General features: G+C 72.2%; 12 protein-coding genes. 3 read left to right on the top strand and 9 right to left on the bottom strand.

What is annotated here, in order from left to right; all coding sequences use genetic code 11:
• Window positions 1-144 precede the first annotated feature (144 nt).
• Window positions 145-1,722, top strand: coding sequence for an HNH endonuclease signature motif containing protein (locus PKE79_RS07635; protein WP_271173092.1), 1,578 nt, complete (start codon window positions 145-147; stop codon window positions 1,720-1,722).
• Here PKE79_RS07635 and PKE79_RS07630 read toward each other — a convergent pair.
• The 4 genes from PKE79_RS07630 to PKE79_RS07615 all read right to left on the bottom strand — a co-directional run bounded on the left by PKE79_RS07630 (window position 1,623) and on the right by PKE79_RS07615 (window position 5,625).
• Window positions 1,623-2,405 (bottom strand): DUF429 domain-containing protein, encoded by a 783-nt coding sequence (locus PKE79_RS07630; RefSeq protein ID WP_271173091.1) that lies wholly within the window; start codon window positions 2,403-2,405, stop codon window positions 1,623-1,625. The genes PKE79_RS07635 and PKE79_RS07630 overlap by 100 nt on opposite strands.
• A 28-nt stretch (window positions 2,406-2,433) precedes the next feature.
• On the bottom strand, window positions 2,434-3,546 hold the full coding sequence (locus PKE79_RS07625) for a baeRF11 domain-containing protein (protein WP_271173090.1): 1,113 nt from the start codon (window positions 3,544-3,546) through the stop codon (window positions 2,434-2,436).
• A 64-nt stretch (window positions 3,547-3,610) separates the two neighbouring features.
• Window positions 3,611-5,026: an amino acid permease gene (locus PKE79_RS07620; RefSeq protein WP_271173089.1), complete on the bottom strand. Its 1,416-nt coding sequence runs from the start codon at window positions 5,024-5,026 to the stop codon at window positions 3,611-3,613.
• A 26-nt stretch (window positions 5,027-5,052) separates the two neighbouring features.
• A complete protein-coding gene (locus tag PKE79_RS07615; RefSeq protein ID WP_271173088.1) occupies window positions 5,053-5,625 on the bottom strand; it encodes a TetR/AcrR family transcriptional regulator in 573 nt (190 codons plus the stop codon).
• A gap of 65 nt (window positions 5,626-5,690) precedes the next feature.
• Between PKE79_RS07615 and PKE79_RS07610 the strand changes: the two genes are divergently transcribed.
• Both PKE79_RS07610 and PKE79_RS07605 read left to right on the top strand, forming a co-directional pair.
• Complete coding sequence (locus PKE79_RS07610; protein ID WP_271173087.1) at window positions 5,691-6,878, top strand: MFS transporter; 1,188 nt, start codon at window positions 5,691-5,693, stop codon at window positions 6,876-6,878.
• Window positions 6,879-6,973: 95 nt separating this feature from the next.
• Complete coding sequence (locus PKE79_RS07605; RefSeq protein WP_271173086.1) at window positions 6,974-7,906, top strand: aldose 1-epimerase family protein; 933 nt, start codon at window positions 6,974-6,976, stop codon at window positions 7,904-7,906.
• Window positions 7,907-7,915: 9 nt separating this feature from the next.
• Here PKE79_RS07605 and PKE79_RS07600 read toward each other — a convergent pair whose 3' ends face one another.
• The 5 genes from PKE79_RS07600 to PKE79_RS07580 all read right to left on the bottom strand — a co-directional run bounded on the left by PKE79_RS07600 (window position 7,916) and on the right by PKE79_RS07580 (window position 13,313).
• Entirely contained in the window at window positions 7,916-8,068 is a 153-nt protein-coding gene (locus PKE79_RS07600) for a hypothetical protein (RefSeq protein WP_271173085.1), read from the bottom strand.
• 414 nt (window positions 8,069-8,482) lie between these two features.
• Window positions 8,483-9,664 (bottom strand): thiolase family protein, encoded by a 1,182-nt coding sequence (locus PKE79_RS07595; RefSeq protein WP_271173084.1) that lies wholly within the window; start codon window positions 9,662-9,664, stop codon window positions 8,483-8,485.
• 31 nt (window positions 9,665-9,695) lie between these two features.
• On the bottom strand, window positions 9,696-10,874 hold the full coding sequence (locus PKE79_RS07590; protein WP_271173083.1) for a bifunctional 2-methylcitrate synthase/citrate synthase: 1,179 nt from the start codon (window positions 10,872-10,874) through the stop codon (window positions 9,696-9,698).
• A gap of 13 nt (window positions 10,875-10,887) precedes the next feature.
• Complete coding sequence (gene prpB / locus PKE79_RS07585; protein ID WP_271173082.1) at window positions 10,888-11,787, bottom strand: methylisocitrate lyase; 900 nt, start codon at window positions 11,785-11,787, stop codon at window positions 10,888-10,890.
• Window positions 11,787-13,313 carry an MmgE/PrpD family protein gene (locus tag PKE79_RS07580; protein WP_271173081.1) on the bottom strand — a complete coding sequence of 509 codons (1,527 nt, stop codon included), beginning with the start codon at window positions 13,311-13,313 and terminating at the stop codon, window positions 11,787-11,789. The genes prpB and PKE79_RS07580 overlap by 1 nt, the downstream gene beginning before the upstream one ends.
• Window positions 13,314-13,379 lie beyond the last annotated feature (66 nt).

The following is a 13,379-nucleotide window of genomic DNA, read 5'->3' as shown; positions in this document are numbered from 1 at the left end:
CTTGCGACCCTACCGGCGGGCCGTGTCGGCGCGCAAGGGGCCGCCTCGGAATCGCGAACCGATGCGAACGGATGTCCGCACGTGAGTTATCCACAGCTCGAGATTCTTCGGCGGAATGTCCGAGGCGGTCGGTACTCTGGAGGCATGTCGAAGACGACGTCGCCGAGCGGGTTCTCGAGCGTTCCGTGGGAGTTCGCGGACGACGAGATCGCTTCGACCCGCGCGCTGTGCGGGCGCCTGGAGACCTCGCGGCGACTGCGCGCCCAGGCCGATGCGATGGAGATCGAGGCACTTGCCGAGGCCGCACGGATCGCTCGGGTGCAGCGGGAGCGCGCGGGCGGACCCTCGTCGTACGACTTCCCGTTCCGCTCGATGGCGAGCGAGACCGCGGGCGTGCTGCACGAGTCGAAGTCGCGGATGATGTCGAAGCTCGCAGACGCGGAGGTGCTGGTCGAGCGGTACCCCGCGACTATTCAGGCGCTGGCTGAGGGCCGGATCACCGTGCGGCACGTCGACGTGATCCGGCGGGCGGGGGAGCGGTTGCCCGCAGAGCTCGACCGGGAGTACGAGGAGGCGGCGATCGGGTTCGCCGAGAACGCCTCGCCTGGCCAGCTGTGGGCGTTCGCGGTCGAATTCGCCGAGCGGCTGTGCCCGACGCCGATCGCCGACCGGCATGCCGCCGCACGCGCGCGTCGACGGGTCCGCGTGGATGACCTCGAAGACGGCGTGAGCAGATTCGAGCTGATCACCTCCACAGCCGAGGTCCACGCGGCGCGGGACCGCATCCGGAGCATGGCCCGAGCGATCGTCGCCGAGAACCGCCGCGCGCGGAAGGCGGCGGAAGCGGAAGGCGGGCCGGAGGCGGCAGCGGAGGTCGACCCGCGCACGCAGTCGCAGATCGAGGCGGACCTGTGGATGGACCTGGCGCTGACGGGCCGGCCGTCCGCGCACGCGCTCCGTGAGGGCGGCGCGCTCGAGGCGATCCAGGCGAACGTGCAGATCGTCATCCCCGTCGAGACGCTGGTGGGGCTCGACGACGAGGCCGCCTTCGTCGCCGGGCACGGCCCGGTCGACCCCGAGACGGCGCGGCGCCTGGCCGGACACGCGGCGGGGTGGGACCGGGTGTTCCTGCGTCCTGACACCGGAGCCCTCCTCACGGTGGACCGATACGCCCCCACCGCGGCGCAGCGCCGGTTCCTCCTCGCGCGGGACGAAACGTGCCGTGGCCCGGGGTGCGAGAACCGAGCCGCGACGGCGGATCTCGACCATACGATCCCGTATCTGCGCGGCGGGGAGACGTGCGTGGGCAATCTGGAGTGCCTGTGCGAGGGCTGTCATCTCGACAAGCACCACTCACCGTGGACCGTCCGCCAGATCAGCCCCGGGGTGCTCGAGTGGGTCAGCCCGATCGGGCGGACCTCGGTCGATCGCCCGAGACCCCAGGTACGGTTCGAGTCCCTCCCGGAGCCGAGGGCGAGATCCGGCGCCGCGCCGCCGGGGGAGTGGCCGTCGGACGAGGTCGAGGACGAGGTCGAGATCGATGCTGACCTCGAGGTCGACGTGCCGATCCCCGATGTGCTGCCGGACGCGCCTCCGTTCGATGAGGCCTGGCAGCAGTTGCTCTACGACGAATGGGTCGCCGAGATCGAGGCGGACGAGTTCGACCTGCTCGTCAGCGAGTCGAGCGGCGCGGTCGGGAGTGCGATCCATCCCTCGGTCTGAGCCGCGGGGCGCAGCTCGTCCGGTACGGGGAGGGTGTGCCCGAGTGCATGGGCGCGCGCGTTGAGCGCGGCCGCGAGCGCGTCGAGCGCATCGTCGGAACGGCCGAGCAGATCGCGCTGACCGTCGTCGACGTCGAGCCACGGGGTGAGGCCGAGGAGCGACTCCGCGGCCCGCATCCGCGCGTCCGGCTGGGTCTTGTAGCCGGCTGTCTGCACACCCCAGAGTCGCAGGGCCGCGGCGGGGTAGACCTCGACCAGCCTTCCCGCGCCCGAGCGGTCGATGCGCTCGCCTGCCGCCTCGAAGGCGGCGAGCAGCTCCGCGCAGTGCATGGCGGTCATCCCGAGTCGGTCCGTCGAGACGCTCAGCGGCCACCGCCCGGTCACCTCCCGCACCGCCCGATCGGTGTGACGATAGGCGAGCCGACGGCGCCAGTCCCTCCCGGAGAGCGATCGCGGCGACATCTCACCGCGCTCGTGCGCGGAGACGAAGGCGACGAACTCGGCCGGCCAGCCGAATGCGCAGTCGATCGCGACGACGTCCGCCCCCTGTGCGAGGGCGACGATCTGCACGTCGTCGATTCCGACGGCGAGGCTCGTGAGCCGAGCGGAGCCATCCGTCCACTCGATCCCGGCCGCGGCCGTCCGCTGGGCCTCCGCTGCGAGGTCGACGCCGATCGTGAGCACGCCCCCACACTATGGGCGCCAGAGCCCCCTATCGCGGCGTCGGCACGGCGAACCGCAGGACGGCGGCGAGCGGGGCGCCGTCGGTAAGATCCTCGCGTCGGACAGCGCGGACTTCGCCGCCCGATGCGAGGACGCGCGCGATGACGTCCTCGATGAGGGCCGCATCCTCGCCGTCCTCCACGACGCGGCCGAACTCGTCGAGCTTCCCGGGCAGATCGGCCGCGCGGTCGAATCGCAGCTCCGCGATCGCCGCCGCCGCTGCGGCGGCCGCGACTTCCTCGAGGCGCGACGTCGCGAGGCCCTGCGAGCGCAGCTCGCCGAAGCGCTCCTTCCACTGCTCGGTCGCAGCCCGGCGGCGATCCGCGAGGATGGCGCGAGCCTCGTCGCCGAGCCGACGATCGTCGAGCGAATCGGGATGCGCGGGGATCGCGGTCTCGAGCAGCGCATCGTGCGTGTTCTGCGCGCGGTACGCGGTTGCCAGATCGTCGGAGATCGAGAGGATGAGCGGCACGCCGCGCGGGACGATGCGGACCACCTCGTCCTGCACGGTGCGACAGAAGCGCTCGCGCTCGTTCTGATCTCCGTCGGCTCCGCGAGCGCGGTCGCGGTCGAGCTGTCCGTCGTTGTCGGCGCGCGCGAACACGAGGTCGAGATCGTCGGGGAGCTCGAGCGGGTGCTCGACGAGCGAACCGTCGGCCTGGAGCTCGGTCAGGCGCGCGCGATGCTTCGACAGCTGCAGCACGAAGGCGCACGGATGGTGGTCGCGCGTGCGCAGGAGCGCGCGGATCGCGAAGCGCGAGCCGACACGGACCTGATCCTGCACGGGGAACGGCAGCCGGAACGCCTCGCGCCGATCCGGTGAGGCGAGCAGGAGGAGGGAGCGGGACTGGTGCTCCCAGAACCCATCGTCGTCCAGCGTCTCCCGGAGGCGGCGGACCACGGCGCGCTGCTCCTCGGTCGGGATCCCACGCTGCGCGAGACGATCGGCGACCTGATCGATCGCATCGCGCAGCGCGATCCGCACGCGCTCATGATCCGCCGGAACCGGGGACGACTCCAGGGCGATGGTCGCGCTCGCGGGGTGACGATGCGCGAGGAGGTCGAGAAGTCGGTCGTCGTCGGGGATGTCCACGGTGAGCATGGGGCGACGATAGGCAGAGCCCCCGGGGAGGACGGGAGGGGGTTGCGGATCCGCCCGGGGCGGGTTAGGCGGCGTCGGCGCGCTTCGCCCGGCGCGCGCGGATCTCGTACGCGGCGAGCAGGACGCCGATCCAGACCGGCCCGATGACGACCGCCGTGCGGTACTGCGGCGAGAACGCCATGAGCACGACGACGCCCGCGAGGAAGGCCAGGACGATCCACGGCGCGACCCGCGCGAACGGAAGCGGGAAGGCCAGCGCGGCCGCGGCATCCGGCCCGATCCGCCGGCGGAACCTCATCTGGGTGATGACGATCATGCCCCAGTTGATGATCGCGGCGATGAGCGCGATCGACAGCAGGTACTGGAACGCGAACTCCGGCCACAGGAACACGACGACGACCGCGATCACGGTGACGGCCGACGAGGTGAGCACTCCGGCGACGGGCGCGCCCCGGCGGGAGAGCCGGCCGAGATACGCGGGCGCGCTGCCCCGCTGCGCGAGCGAGTAGAGCATGCGCCCATTCGAGTAGAGACCCGAGTTGTAGACCGACACGACCGCCGTGAGCACGACGAGGTTGAGGATGTGCGCGGCGCCCGGGATGCCCACGCGGTCGAAGATCTGCACGAACGGGCTCGTCTCCCCGTCGAGGAGCGACCACGGCACGACCGACATGATGACCGCGAGAGCGCCGATGTAGAAGATGAGGATCCGCAGGACGACCTGGTTCACGGCCTTCGGGATCGTGCGCTCCGGGTCCGCCGCCTCGCCCGCGGTCACGGCGACGAGCTCGGCGCCGCCGAACGAGAACGCGACGATCGCGAGGGAGGCGATGGTGCCGCCCACGCCGAGGGGGAAGAAGCCTCCGTCATCGACGAGATGAGCGAAGCTCGGCGTCGGCAGGTCGGGGCTGCTGTTGATCCCGAGCACCACGACGACGACGCCGAGGACGATCATCGCGATCACGGCGGCGACCTTGATGATCGCGAACCAGAACTCGAACTCGCCGAACGCGCGCACGCCGATGAGGTTCACGCCCGTGATGAGCACGAGCACGATCGCCGCCGAGACCCACGTCGGCACGGCCGGCAGCCAGTAGTTGACGAACGATCCGACGACCGAGAGCTCGACCATCGCGACCGCGATGTAGTTGAACCAGTAGTTCCAGCCCGACACGAAGCCCGCGCGCGGGCTCCAGTTGCGGTGCGCGTAGTGGCTGAAGGCGCCCGAGACCGGCTCGTCGACCGACATCTCCCCGAGCGCGCGGATGATGAGGAAGATCACGGCGCCCACGACGAGGTACGCCAGGAGGACGGATGGCCCCGCCACGCCGATCGCGTCGGATGAGCCGTAGAAGAGCCCCGTCCCGATCGCCCCGCCCAGCGCGATCATCTGGATGTGGCGGCTGCGCAGCTCGCGCTTCAGACCGCCGTCGCCGCTGCCGACGGCGCGTGAGGCCGCGGGGATCCTTCGGGTGCTCATCCCTCCATCCTCGCGGATGCGGGCGCTCAGCCCTCGCGCGCCTGGAGTCCGACGACGACCGCGTGCACGGTGGCGGCCACGAGCGAGCGGTCGAGCGGGCGGTGCTCGAACGTGCGGTGCATGGGCCAGCCCTCGACGAGCGCGTCGAGGGCGCGCGCGACGTCGGGCGAGAAGTGGAGGGTGAGGCTGTCGCGGCTGCGCAGGAGCCAGGTGCGCGCGAGCTCGGCGACGGCGGCGTTGTGGTTGCCGTACGCGTACATCTCGAAGAGCAGGATCATCTCGCGCGGCACCGCGTACTCCGCGCCGCAGATGAGGTCGACGACGGCGGCCTCCGCCTCGGCGGGGCCGGCTGCCTCCTCGAGGCTGCGCCGGTACCGCGCCGACATCTCGACGGACAGGCTCTCGAACGCCTGCTCGAGGATGTCCTCGAGGCTCGAGAAGTAGTACGTGAGCGACCCGAGCGGCACCTCGGCGCGCGCCGCGATGCGCCGATGCGTGGTCTTGTGCACCCCGACCTCGGCGATGACGTCGAGGGCGGCCTCGAGGATGCGCGACCGGCGGTCGGGATCGTTCGGAACCTGCCTGCGGCTGCCGCTCATGCCGACCAATCTCTCATGTCCGTGGACCCGGCCCCTCCCGCGGCTGAGTGTGTACCATCGTACAAGTGACCCCTGCCATCCGTCAGCGCCGGAACGCGCTCTTCGTGATGTTCCTCCTCCCCGGCATCGGCATCTCGTCCTGGGTGACGCGGACGCCCGACGTGCAGCGGCTGCTCGGCGCGCGTATCGACGAGATGGGATTCATCCTCTTCGGGCTCTCGGTCGGATCGATGATCGGCATCCTGTCCTCGGGCGCGCTCGTCGCCCGGTTCGGGACGCGCCCCGTGATCGCCGTCGGGACGCTCTCGAGCGCGACCGGCGTGGCGGTCGTGGGGCTCGGCGCAGCCCTCGGGATCGCGCCGCTCGTCGCGGTCGGGCTCGGTCTGTTCGGGCTCGGGATGGGCGGCGCCGAGGTGGCGCTGAACGTCGAGGGTGCCGAGGTCGAGCAGGCGATCGGCCGCTCCGTCATGCCGCTCATGCACGGCTTCTTCAGCCTCGGCACGGTCGTCGGGGCGGTCGCGGGCATGCTGCTCACGGCCGCGGCGTTCCCCGTCGCCGTGCATCTCGCTGTCGTCGCCGCGCTCATCGCGGTCGTGCTCGCCGCGGCCATCCGCAATGTCCCGAGCGGCATCGGCCGCCGCGCGACGCCGCGCGAGCGCGGGCGACGCGCCCCGCGCGCCGCGGTCTGGCGGGACCCCGGCCTCCTCCTCGTGAGCGGCATCATCCTCGCCCTCGCGATGGCGGAGGGGACAGCGGGCGACTGGCTGCCGATCCTCATGGTCGAGGGGCACGGCGTCGATGCGGCGCTCGGGTCGGGTGTCTATGCGATCTTCGCGGTCTCGATGACCGTCGGCCGCTTCGCCGGCGGGCGCTTCGTCGACCGCTTCGGGCGCCCGACGGTGCTCGCCGCGAGCGCGCTGCTCGGGGCGATCGGCCTCGCGGTCGTCATCTTCGTCGACAGCCAGGCGGCCGCCGCGGCCGCCGTCGTGCTGTGGGGCCTCGGCACGTCGCTGGGCTTCCCGCTCGCGCTCTCGGTCGCGGGCGACTCGGGCGAGGACACGGCCGCGCGCGTCTCGTTCGCGGCGACGATCGGCTACGTCGCGTTCCTCGTCGGACCGCCCGTGCTCGGCCTGCTCGGCGAGCACTTCGGGCTGCGCGCCGCGCTCATCGTGGTGCTCGCGCTCGTCGCGGTCGCGATCTTCCTCGCACCGGGTGCGCGCACGCCGGCCGAGCGCGAGCTCGCGCGCCGCTGAGGGCGGCTCCGCACGTCGGGTTCGCGTGCGCGCCTCGGACGCGGGATACTGGCGATCGCGCAAATGTGAGCGCGCACATCCGATGAGGGAGCGAAATGACCACGCACGCCGATGTCTCGGGCACTCAGCACATCCTGCGAGCGGGCGGATATGAGGCCGCCGTCGCGAGCGTGGGGGCCACGCTCCGCGCGCTGACCTTCGAGGGGCGCGACCTCGTCGTGCCGTTCCGCGCGGACGAGGTGCGTCCGGCGTATCGCGGCACGACGCTCGCGCCGTGGCCGAACCGCGTGGTCGACGGGCGCTACCGCTTCGACGGCGTCGAGTACCAGCTCGCCCTCACGGAGCCGTCGCGGGGCCACGCGTTGCACGGGCTCCTCTCCTGGGCTGGCTTCCGCATCGTCGAGGAGAGCGGCGCCCACGTGACGCTCGCCGCGACGATCGAGCCGCAGGAGGCGTACCCGTGGCGCGTCACGGTCACCACGACCTACGCGCTCGACCCCGACTTCGGTCTCACGCAGACCGTCTCGGCGGTCAACGAGAGCGCTGCGCGCGCCCCGTTCGGCACGGGCCCGCACCCGTACCTCGTCGGCGGCGCCGGCACAGTCGACGACTGGACGCTCTCCCTCCCGGCCGACACCGTGCTGAACGTCACGGAGGACCGCCTGTCGCCGACCGGGCTCGCCCCCGTGACCGACGATGCCGAGCGCTTCGACTTCCGCGACGCGCGCCGCATCGGCGCCGTCGAGATCGACCACGCCTACACGGGCCTCGCGCGGCAGGGGGCGCTGGCCGTCGTCTCGCTGACGGATGGCGACGGCTCGGGGGTGCGGATGTCCTGGGACGAGCGCTGCCCGTGGGTGCAGATCCACACCGCCGACCTGCCCGGCCGCGGCGCGGGGCACCGCGCCGGTCTCGCGGTCGAGCCGATGACGTGCCCGCCCGACGCCTTCAACTCGGGCACGGACCTCGTCCTCCTCGAGCCGGGAGCGCCCGTCGAGGTGGCGTCCTGGACGATCGCCGCGATCTGAGCTCCGCGCTCAGTCGTCCTCGCCCTCGGCCTGCGAGGGATGCCCGAACTCGATCGGATCGCTCGACGACTCGATCTCGTCGGGGTCCTCGCCCTCGGCCTGGGAGGGGTGACGGTGCTCGGGGTCCGAGGGACGTGAGGGCTGGTCGGGGAACGTGCTCATGTCGCACCTCTCTCTTCGGATGAGGCCAGTCTCCCGCGCGGCGCGCCCGTTCGGAAGGCCTTGACAGCGCAGCGCCCCCTCCGTCGATGGAGGGGGCGCTGCCGCGCGTCGTCGCGGGAGGTGCGGGGGAGGATCAGTCGTCCTCGCCCTCCGCCTGCGACGGGTGGCGGTCGAACCACGCCGGAACCGCGGCGAAGTCGAAGGCGTCGGTGTCGTACTCGAGGGCCGGAGCGTTCATGATGTTCTCCTTCTGTCGGCGATCTGGGGGCGGTCGGTGCCGCGTCGAGTCCAGAATGCGCCTCCCGCAAGGGGTGCGGGAGAAGAAATCTCGCAAAGAAAACGCCGTTCTTTAGATTTTCCGCAAGATGACGAGCCCCTCCGCGCCGCGATCCCGTGCAGGAAAGCGCTTGCCGCTCATCTGTGCCAGCGGCGCAGCAGCGCGGCGATCGCCTGGCCGCCGCCGATGCAGAGCGTGACGACCGCGAACTCGAGGTCGCGGCGTCGCAGATCGAGAGCCGCGCGCACCGCGAGGATGGCTCCGGTCGCGCCGACAGGATGGCCCAGGGCGATCGCGCCGCCGTAGGGGTTCGTCCGGGCGGGGTCGAGGCCGGCGTCGCGGATGACCGCGACGGCCTGCGCGGCGAACGCCTCGTTCACCTCGAAGACGTCGACGTCCTGCGGCGCGAGTCCCGTCCGCTCGAACAGGCGGGCCAGCGCGATGACGGGCGCGTACCCCATGAGACCGGGCTCGATGCCCGCGGTCGCGACCGCCTCGATCGTCGCGAGCGCGTCGAGCCCGCGCGCGCGGACATCCGATGCGCGCAGGAGCACGGTCGCGGCCGCGCCGTCGTTGATCCCTGACGCGTTGCCGGCCGTGACCGTGCCGCCCTCCTGGAAGGCGGGCCGCAGGCGCGAGAGCGCCTCGAGGGTCGTGTCGGGGCGCGGATGCTCGTCCTGCGACACCTCGACCGGCGTGCGCCCGGCCGTCGTCACGGGCACGATCTCCTCCGCGAAGGCCGCGCGCGCGGCGTCGCTCGCGGCTCGCCGCTGGCTCTCGAGCGCGAACGCGTCCTGCTCGGCCCGGGACACGCCGTACCGCTCGGCGACGGTCTCGGCCGTCGTGCCCATGTGGCGGCCGCTGAACGGGTCGGTGAGGATCGCGAGGGTCCCGTCGCGCAGGGCGCGGTCGCCGAAGCGCGCGTTGCCGCGGGCGTCGTCGACGAGGAAGGGCGTGCGCGACATGCTCTCGTCGCCGCCCGCGACGACGACGTCGACGTCGCCCCAGAGGAGCTCCTGCGCGCCCGACCAGATCGCCTGCAGGCCCGAGCCGCAGAGCCGGTTCACGGTGAAGGCGCGCACGCTCGGGGCGAGCCCGGCCGCGAGCGCGACGCGGCGCGCGTTGTAGGCGTCGGCTCCGTACTGCGCCACGCAGCCCATCACGACCTCGCCGACCTCCGCGCCGTCGACGGCGGCGCGGCGCAGCGCCTCGCTCACCGCGGCGGCGCCGAGCAGATGCGCGTCGGTGTCGCGGAACGCTCCCGCGAACGACCCGACGGGCGTGCGCGCTCCCGACACGATCGCGACCCTCTCGGACATCCGGACCTCCTCGTCCTGGCGTCGGCCGGTGTCAGGCCGACTCCTCCGCGCGCTCGGCGATCTCGCGGTCGATCTCGTCGGGCTCGTAGCCGGGCACCCGGCGCTGGGCGGGGCCGGTGTACGCCGAGAGCGGGCGGATGAGCGCGTTCGACGCGGCCTGCTCCATGATGTGCGCGGTCCACCCCGTCACGCGCGCCGCGACGAAGAGCGGCGTGAAGGTCAGCGTGTCGAAGCCGATGAGGCTGTACGCCGGGCCCGACGGGTAGTCGAGGTTCGGGTAGATGCCCTTGCGGTTCACGAACTCGGTCTCGAGCGCCGTGTAGAGCTCGAGCACCTCGGGCCGGTCGTAGTGCGCGACGAGCGACTCGAGCGCGGCGCGCATGGTCGGAACGCGCGAGTCGCCGCGCTTGTACACGCGGTGCCCGAAGCCCATGATCTTGCGCTTCTGCGCGAGCGCGTCGTCGAGCCACGGCACGACGTTCGACGCCTCGCCGATCTCGTCGAAGATGTCGAGCACGGCCTCGTTCGCGCCGCCGTGCAGCGGGCCCTTGAGCGCGCCGATCGCCGCCGTGACCGCGGAGTACAGGTCACTGAGCGTCGACGTCACGACGCGCGCGGTGAACGTCGAGGCGTTGAAGGAGTGCTCGGCGTACAGGATCATCGAGCGGTTGAACGCGTCGACGACGACGGGGTGCGGCTCCTCGCCGAAGGTCATCCAGAGGAGGTTCGCCGCGTAGTCAAGGTCGTCGCGCGGAGGGATGGCCTCGAGCCCGCGGCGGCGGCGCTGGCCGTACGCGACGATCGCGGGGAGGGCCGCGAAGAGGCGCAGGCTGCGGTCGAGGTTCTGCTCGGCCGTGCCGCCCGAGGCCACGGCGCTCAGTCCGCCGAGCTCGGCGGCGCCGAGCGCGCTCACCGCGGTGCGGACCTCGTCCATGGGGTGCGCGGCCGTCGGGACGAGGTCGATGACGGCCTTGACCTCGGGCGCGAGCGCGCGATGGCGCCGCTCCTCGGCCCGCAGGGTCGCGAGCTCATCGTCGGTCGGCAGCTCGCCGTGCCACAGCAGATGGGCGACCGCCTCGAACGGCTGCGTCGCGGCGAGCTCCTGCACGGGGTAGCCGCGGTAGAGCAGGCTGTTCGTCTCGGGGTCGACCTTCGACACGGCCGTCTCGTCGACGACGACGCCCACGAGCCCCTTCTTGATGTCCGTCATGTTCGCGCTCCTGTCACTTCTCGATCGTGAAGTCGTAGACGCCGGCGTCGAACCGGCTGTATCCGGAGTAGTCGATGAGCTCGTAGAGGTCGGCGCGGTGCTGCATCGCGCCGACCTGGGCGTCGAGGCTGCCGTCCGCGTTCAGGGTGTCGAGGGCGCGCTCGGCCGCGCCCATGGCCATCCGCAGCAGCGAGACGGGCCAGATGACCATCCGCACGCCCGCGTCGCGCAGCTGGTCGACGGTGAACAGGTCGCTCTTGCCGAACTCGGTCATGTTCGCGAGCACCGGCACGTCGAGGGCCGACGCGACCGCCTCGAACTCGCGGAGGTCCTTCATCGCCTCGGGGAAGATCGCGTCCGCACCCGCGTCGACGAGGGCCTTCGCGCGGTCGATCGCGGCGTCGAGGCCGGCGATCGCGCGGATGTCGGTGCGCGCCATGATGAGGAGGTTCCCGTCGCGGCGGGCGTCGGCGGCGGCTCGGATGCGCTGCGTCGCGGTCGAGACGTCGACGACCTCCTTGCCGTCGAGGTGGCCGCACCGCTTGGGGTTCACCTGGTCCTCGATGTGGAGGCCCGCGACGCCCGCGTCCTCGAGGGTCTGGACGGTGCGCGCGACGTTCATCGGCTCGCCGAAGCCCGTGTCGGCGTCGACGATCGCGGGCAGCTCGGTCATCCGCGCGATCTGCCCCGCGCGCTGCGCGACCTCGGTCAGCGTCGTGAGCCCGATGTCGGGCAGCCCGAGATCGGCCGACAGCACGGCGCCCGAGATGTACACGCCGTCGAACCCCTTGCGCTCGATGAGACGCGCGGAGAGCGGGTTGAAGGCGCCGGGCAAGCGGAGCAGCTCGCCCGACGCGAGCCGCTCGCGGAGCAGGCGGCGCTTCTCGTGCGCCGGCGTCTGCGCGTACAGCATCAGAAGAGTCCCTTCGGCAGGGCGACGGCCTCGAGCACGCCCGCGCGCGCGACGATCGTGAGCTGGGCGACCTCGGCGGGAGTCAGCTCGGGCAGGCGCTGCGCGAGATCGAGGAACCGCTCGATCTCGATGTCGTCGAGCACGGGCTCGGCGAGCGTGCGGAACTTGCGGACGTAGTCCGCGCGCGCGAACGGACGTGCTCCGAGCGGGTGCGCGTCGGCGACAGCGATCTCGTCGACGACGGTCGTGCCGTCCGCGAGGACGATCTCGACCCGCCCGCCGAACGCCTTCTCGTCGGGATCCTCGGAGTGGTAGCGGCGGGTCCACTCCGGGTCCTCGGTCGTGGTGATCTTGCGCCAGAGCGCGACGGTGTCGCCGCGCGCGGCTCGCTCGGGCGCATACGAGTCGACGTGGTGCCACCCGCCGTCCTGCAGCGCGACCGCGAAGATGTAGGGGATCGAGTGGTCGAGCGTCTCGCGCGACGCCGTCGGGTCGTACTTCTGCGGGTCGCCCGAGCCCGAGCCGATGACGACGTGCGTGTGGTGCGACGTGTGCAGTACGATCGAGCGGATGTTCTCGGGATCGCGCAGCTCGGGGCGCGCGGAGCCGAGGCGTCGCGCGAGGTCGATCCACGCCTGCGCCTGGTACTCGGCCGAGTGCTCCTTCGTGTACGAGTCGAGGATGGCGCGCTTCGGCTCCCCGGGAGCGGGCAGGGGCACCTCGTAGCGGCCCTCTGGTCCGTCGAGGAGCCATGCGATCACGCCGTCCTCGCCCTCGTAGATGGGGGAGGGCGAGGTCTGCCCGCGCATGGCGCGGTCGACCGCCTCGACGGCCATCTTCCCGGCGAAGGCGGGCGCATGCGCCTTCCACGTCGAGATCTCGCCCTTGCGGGACTGCCGCGTGGCGGTCGTCGTGTGGAGCGCCTGCGACACGGCCTGGAAGACGACCTCTGGCGCGAGGCCGAGCAGCGTCCCGATGCCCGCGGCGGCCGACGGCCCGAGGTGCGCGACGTGGTCGATCTTGTGCTTGTGGAGGCTGATCGCGCGCACGAGGTCCATCTGGATCTCGTAGCCGGTCGCGATCCCGCGGACGAGAGCGCGGCCGTCCGCGCCGACATGCTGGGCGACCGCGACGAGCGGCGGGATGTTGTCGCCGGGGTGCGAGTACTCGGCCGCGAGGAACGTGTCGTGGTAGTCGAGCTCGCGCACCGCGACGCCGTTCGCCCACGCCGCCCACTCGGGGCTCGTGTGCTCGTCGAGCGCGCACCCGAACACGGTCGCGCCCGCTCCGCCGCGCGAGACCGGGTGGTCGAGCGCCTGGGCGCGGGCCGCGACGACGGGGCCGCGCGTGAGCGATGCGGCAGCGACCGCGGCGTTGTCGATCACGCGGTTGATCACCATGTCGACGACGTCGTCCTCGACCTCCACGGGGTCCGCGGCGACCTCGGCGATCCGCCAGGCCAGCTGCTGCTCGCGGGGGAGCGGCTCCTCGCTGCGGTACGTGCGGACGGGGTGGATGACGGTCATCGGCAGGCCTCCGTGGTCGTGAAGCGGATGTCTCCAGGGTGCCACGGCGCGGGGCGACCGGGCGCG

The organism is Microbacterium barkeri (genome assembly GCF_027921765.1).
GTDB classification, from domain to species: domain Bacteria; phylum Actinomycetota; class Actinomycetes; order Actinomycetales; family Microbacteriaceae; genus Microbacterium; species Microbacterium barkeri.
This window is presented reverse-complemented; position numbering and strand designations above follow the sequence as displayed.

Excerpts from the sequence above, each read along its gene's own strand:
- PKE79_RS07635 (WP_271173092.1), top strand. The coding sequence starts at position 145 with ATGTCGAAGACGACGTCGCCGAGCGGGTTCTCGAGCGTTCCGTGGGAG.
- PKE79_RS07625 (WP_271173090.1), bottom strand. The coding sequence starts at position 3,546 with ATGCTCACCGTGGACATCCCCGACGACGACCGACTTCTCGACCTCCTC.
- PKE79_RS07620 (WP_271173089.1), bottom strand. The coding sequence starts at position 5,026 with ATGAGCACCCGAAGGATCCCCGCGGCCTCACGCGCCGTCGGCAGCGGC.
- PKE79_RS07615 (WP_271173088.1), bottom strand. The coding sequence starts at position 5,625 with ATGAGCGGCAGCCGCAGGCAGGTTCCGAACGATCCCGACCGCCGGTCG.
- PKE79_RS07605 (WP_271173086.1), top strand. The coding sequence starts at position 6,974 with ATGACCACGCACGCCGATGTCTCGGGCACTCAGCACATCCTGCGAGCG.
- PKE79_RS07600 (WP_271173085.1), bottom strand. The coding sequence starts at position 8,068 with ATGAGCACGTTCCCCGACCAGCCCTCACGTCCCTCGGACCCCGAGCAC.
- PKE79_RS07595 (WP_271173084.1), bottom strand. The coding sequence starts at position 9,664 with ATGTCCGAGAGGGTCGCGATCGTGTCGGGAGCGCGCACGCCCGTCGGG.
- PKE79_RS07590 (WP_271173083.1), bottom strand. The coding sequence starts at position 10,874 with ATGACGGACATCAAGAAGGGGCTCGTGGGCGTCGTCGTCGACGAGACG.
- prpB (WP_271173082.1), bottom strand. The coding sequence starts at position 11,787 with ATGCTGTACGCGCAGACGCCGGCGCACGAGAAGCGCCGCCTGCTCCGC.
- PKE79_RS07580 (WP_271173081.1), bottom strand. The coding sequence starts at position 13,313 with ATGACCGTCATCCACCCCGTCCGCACGTACCGCAGCGAGGAGCCGCTC.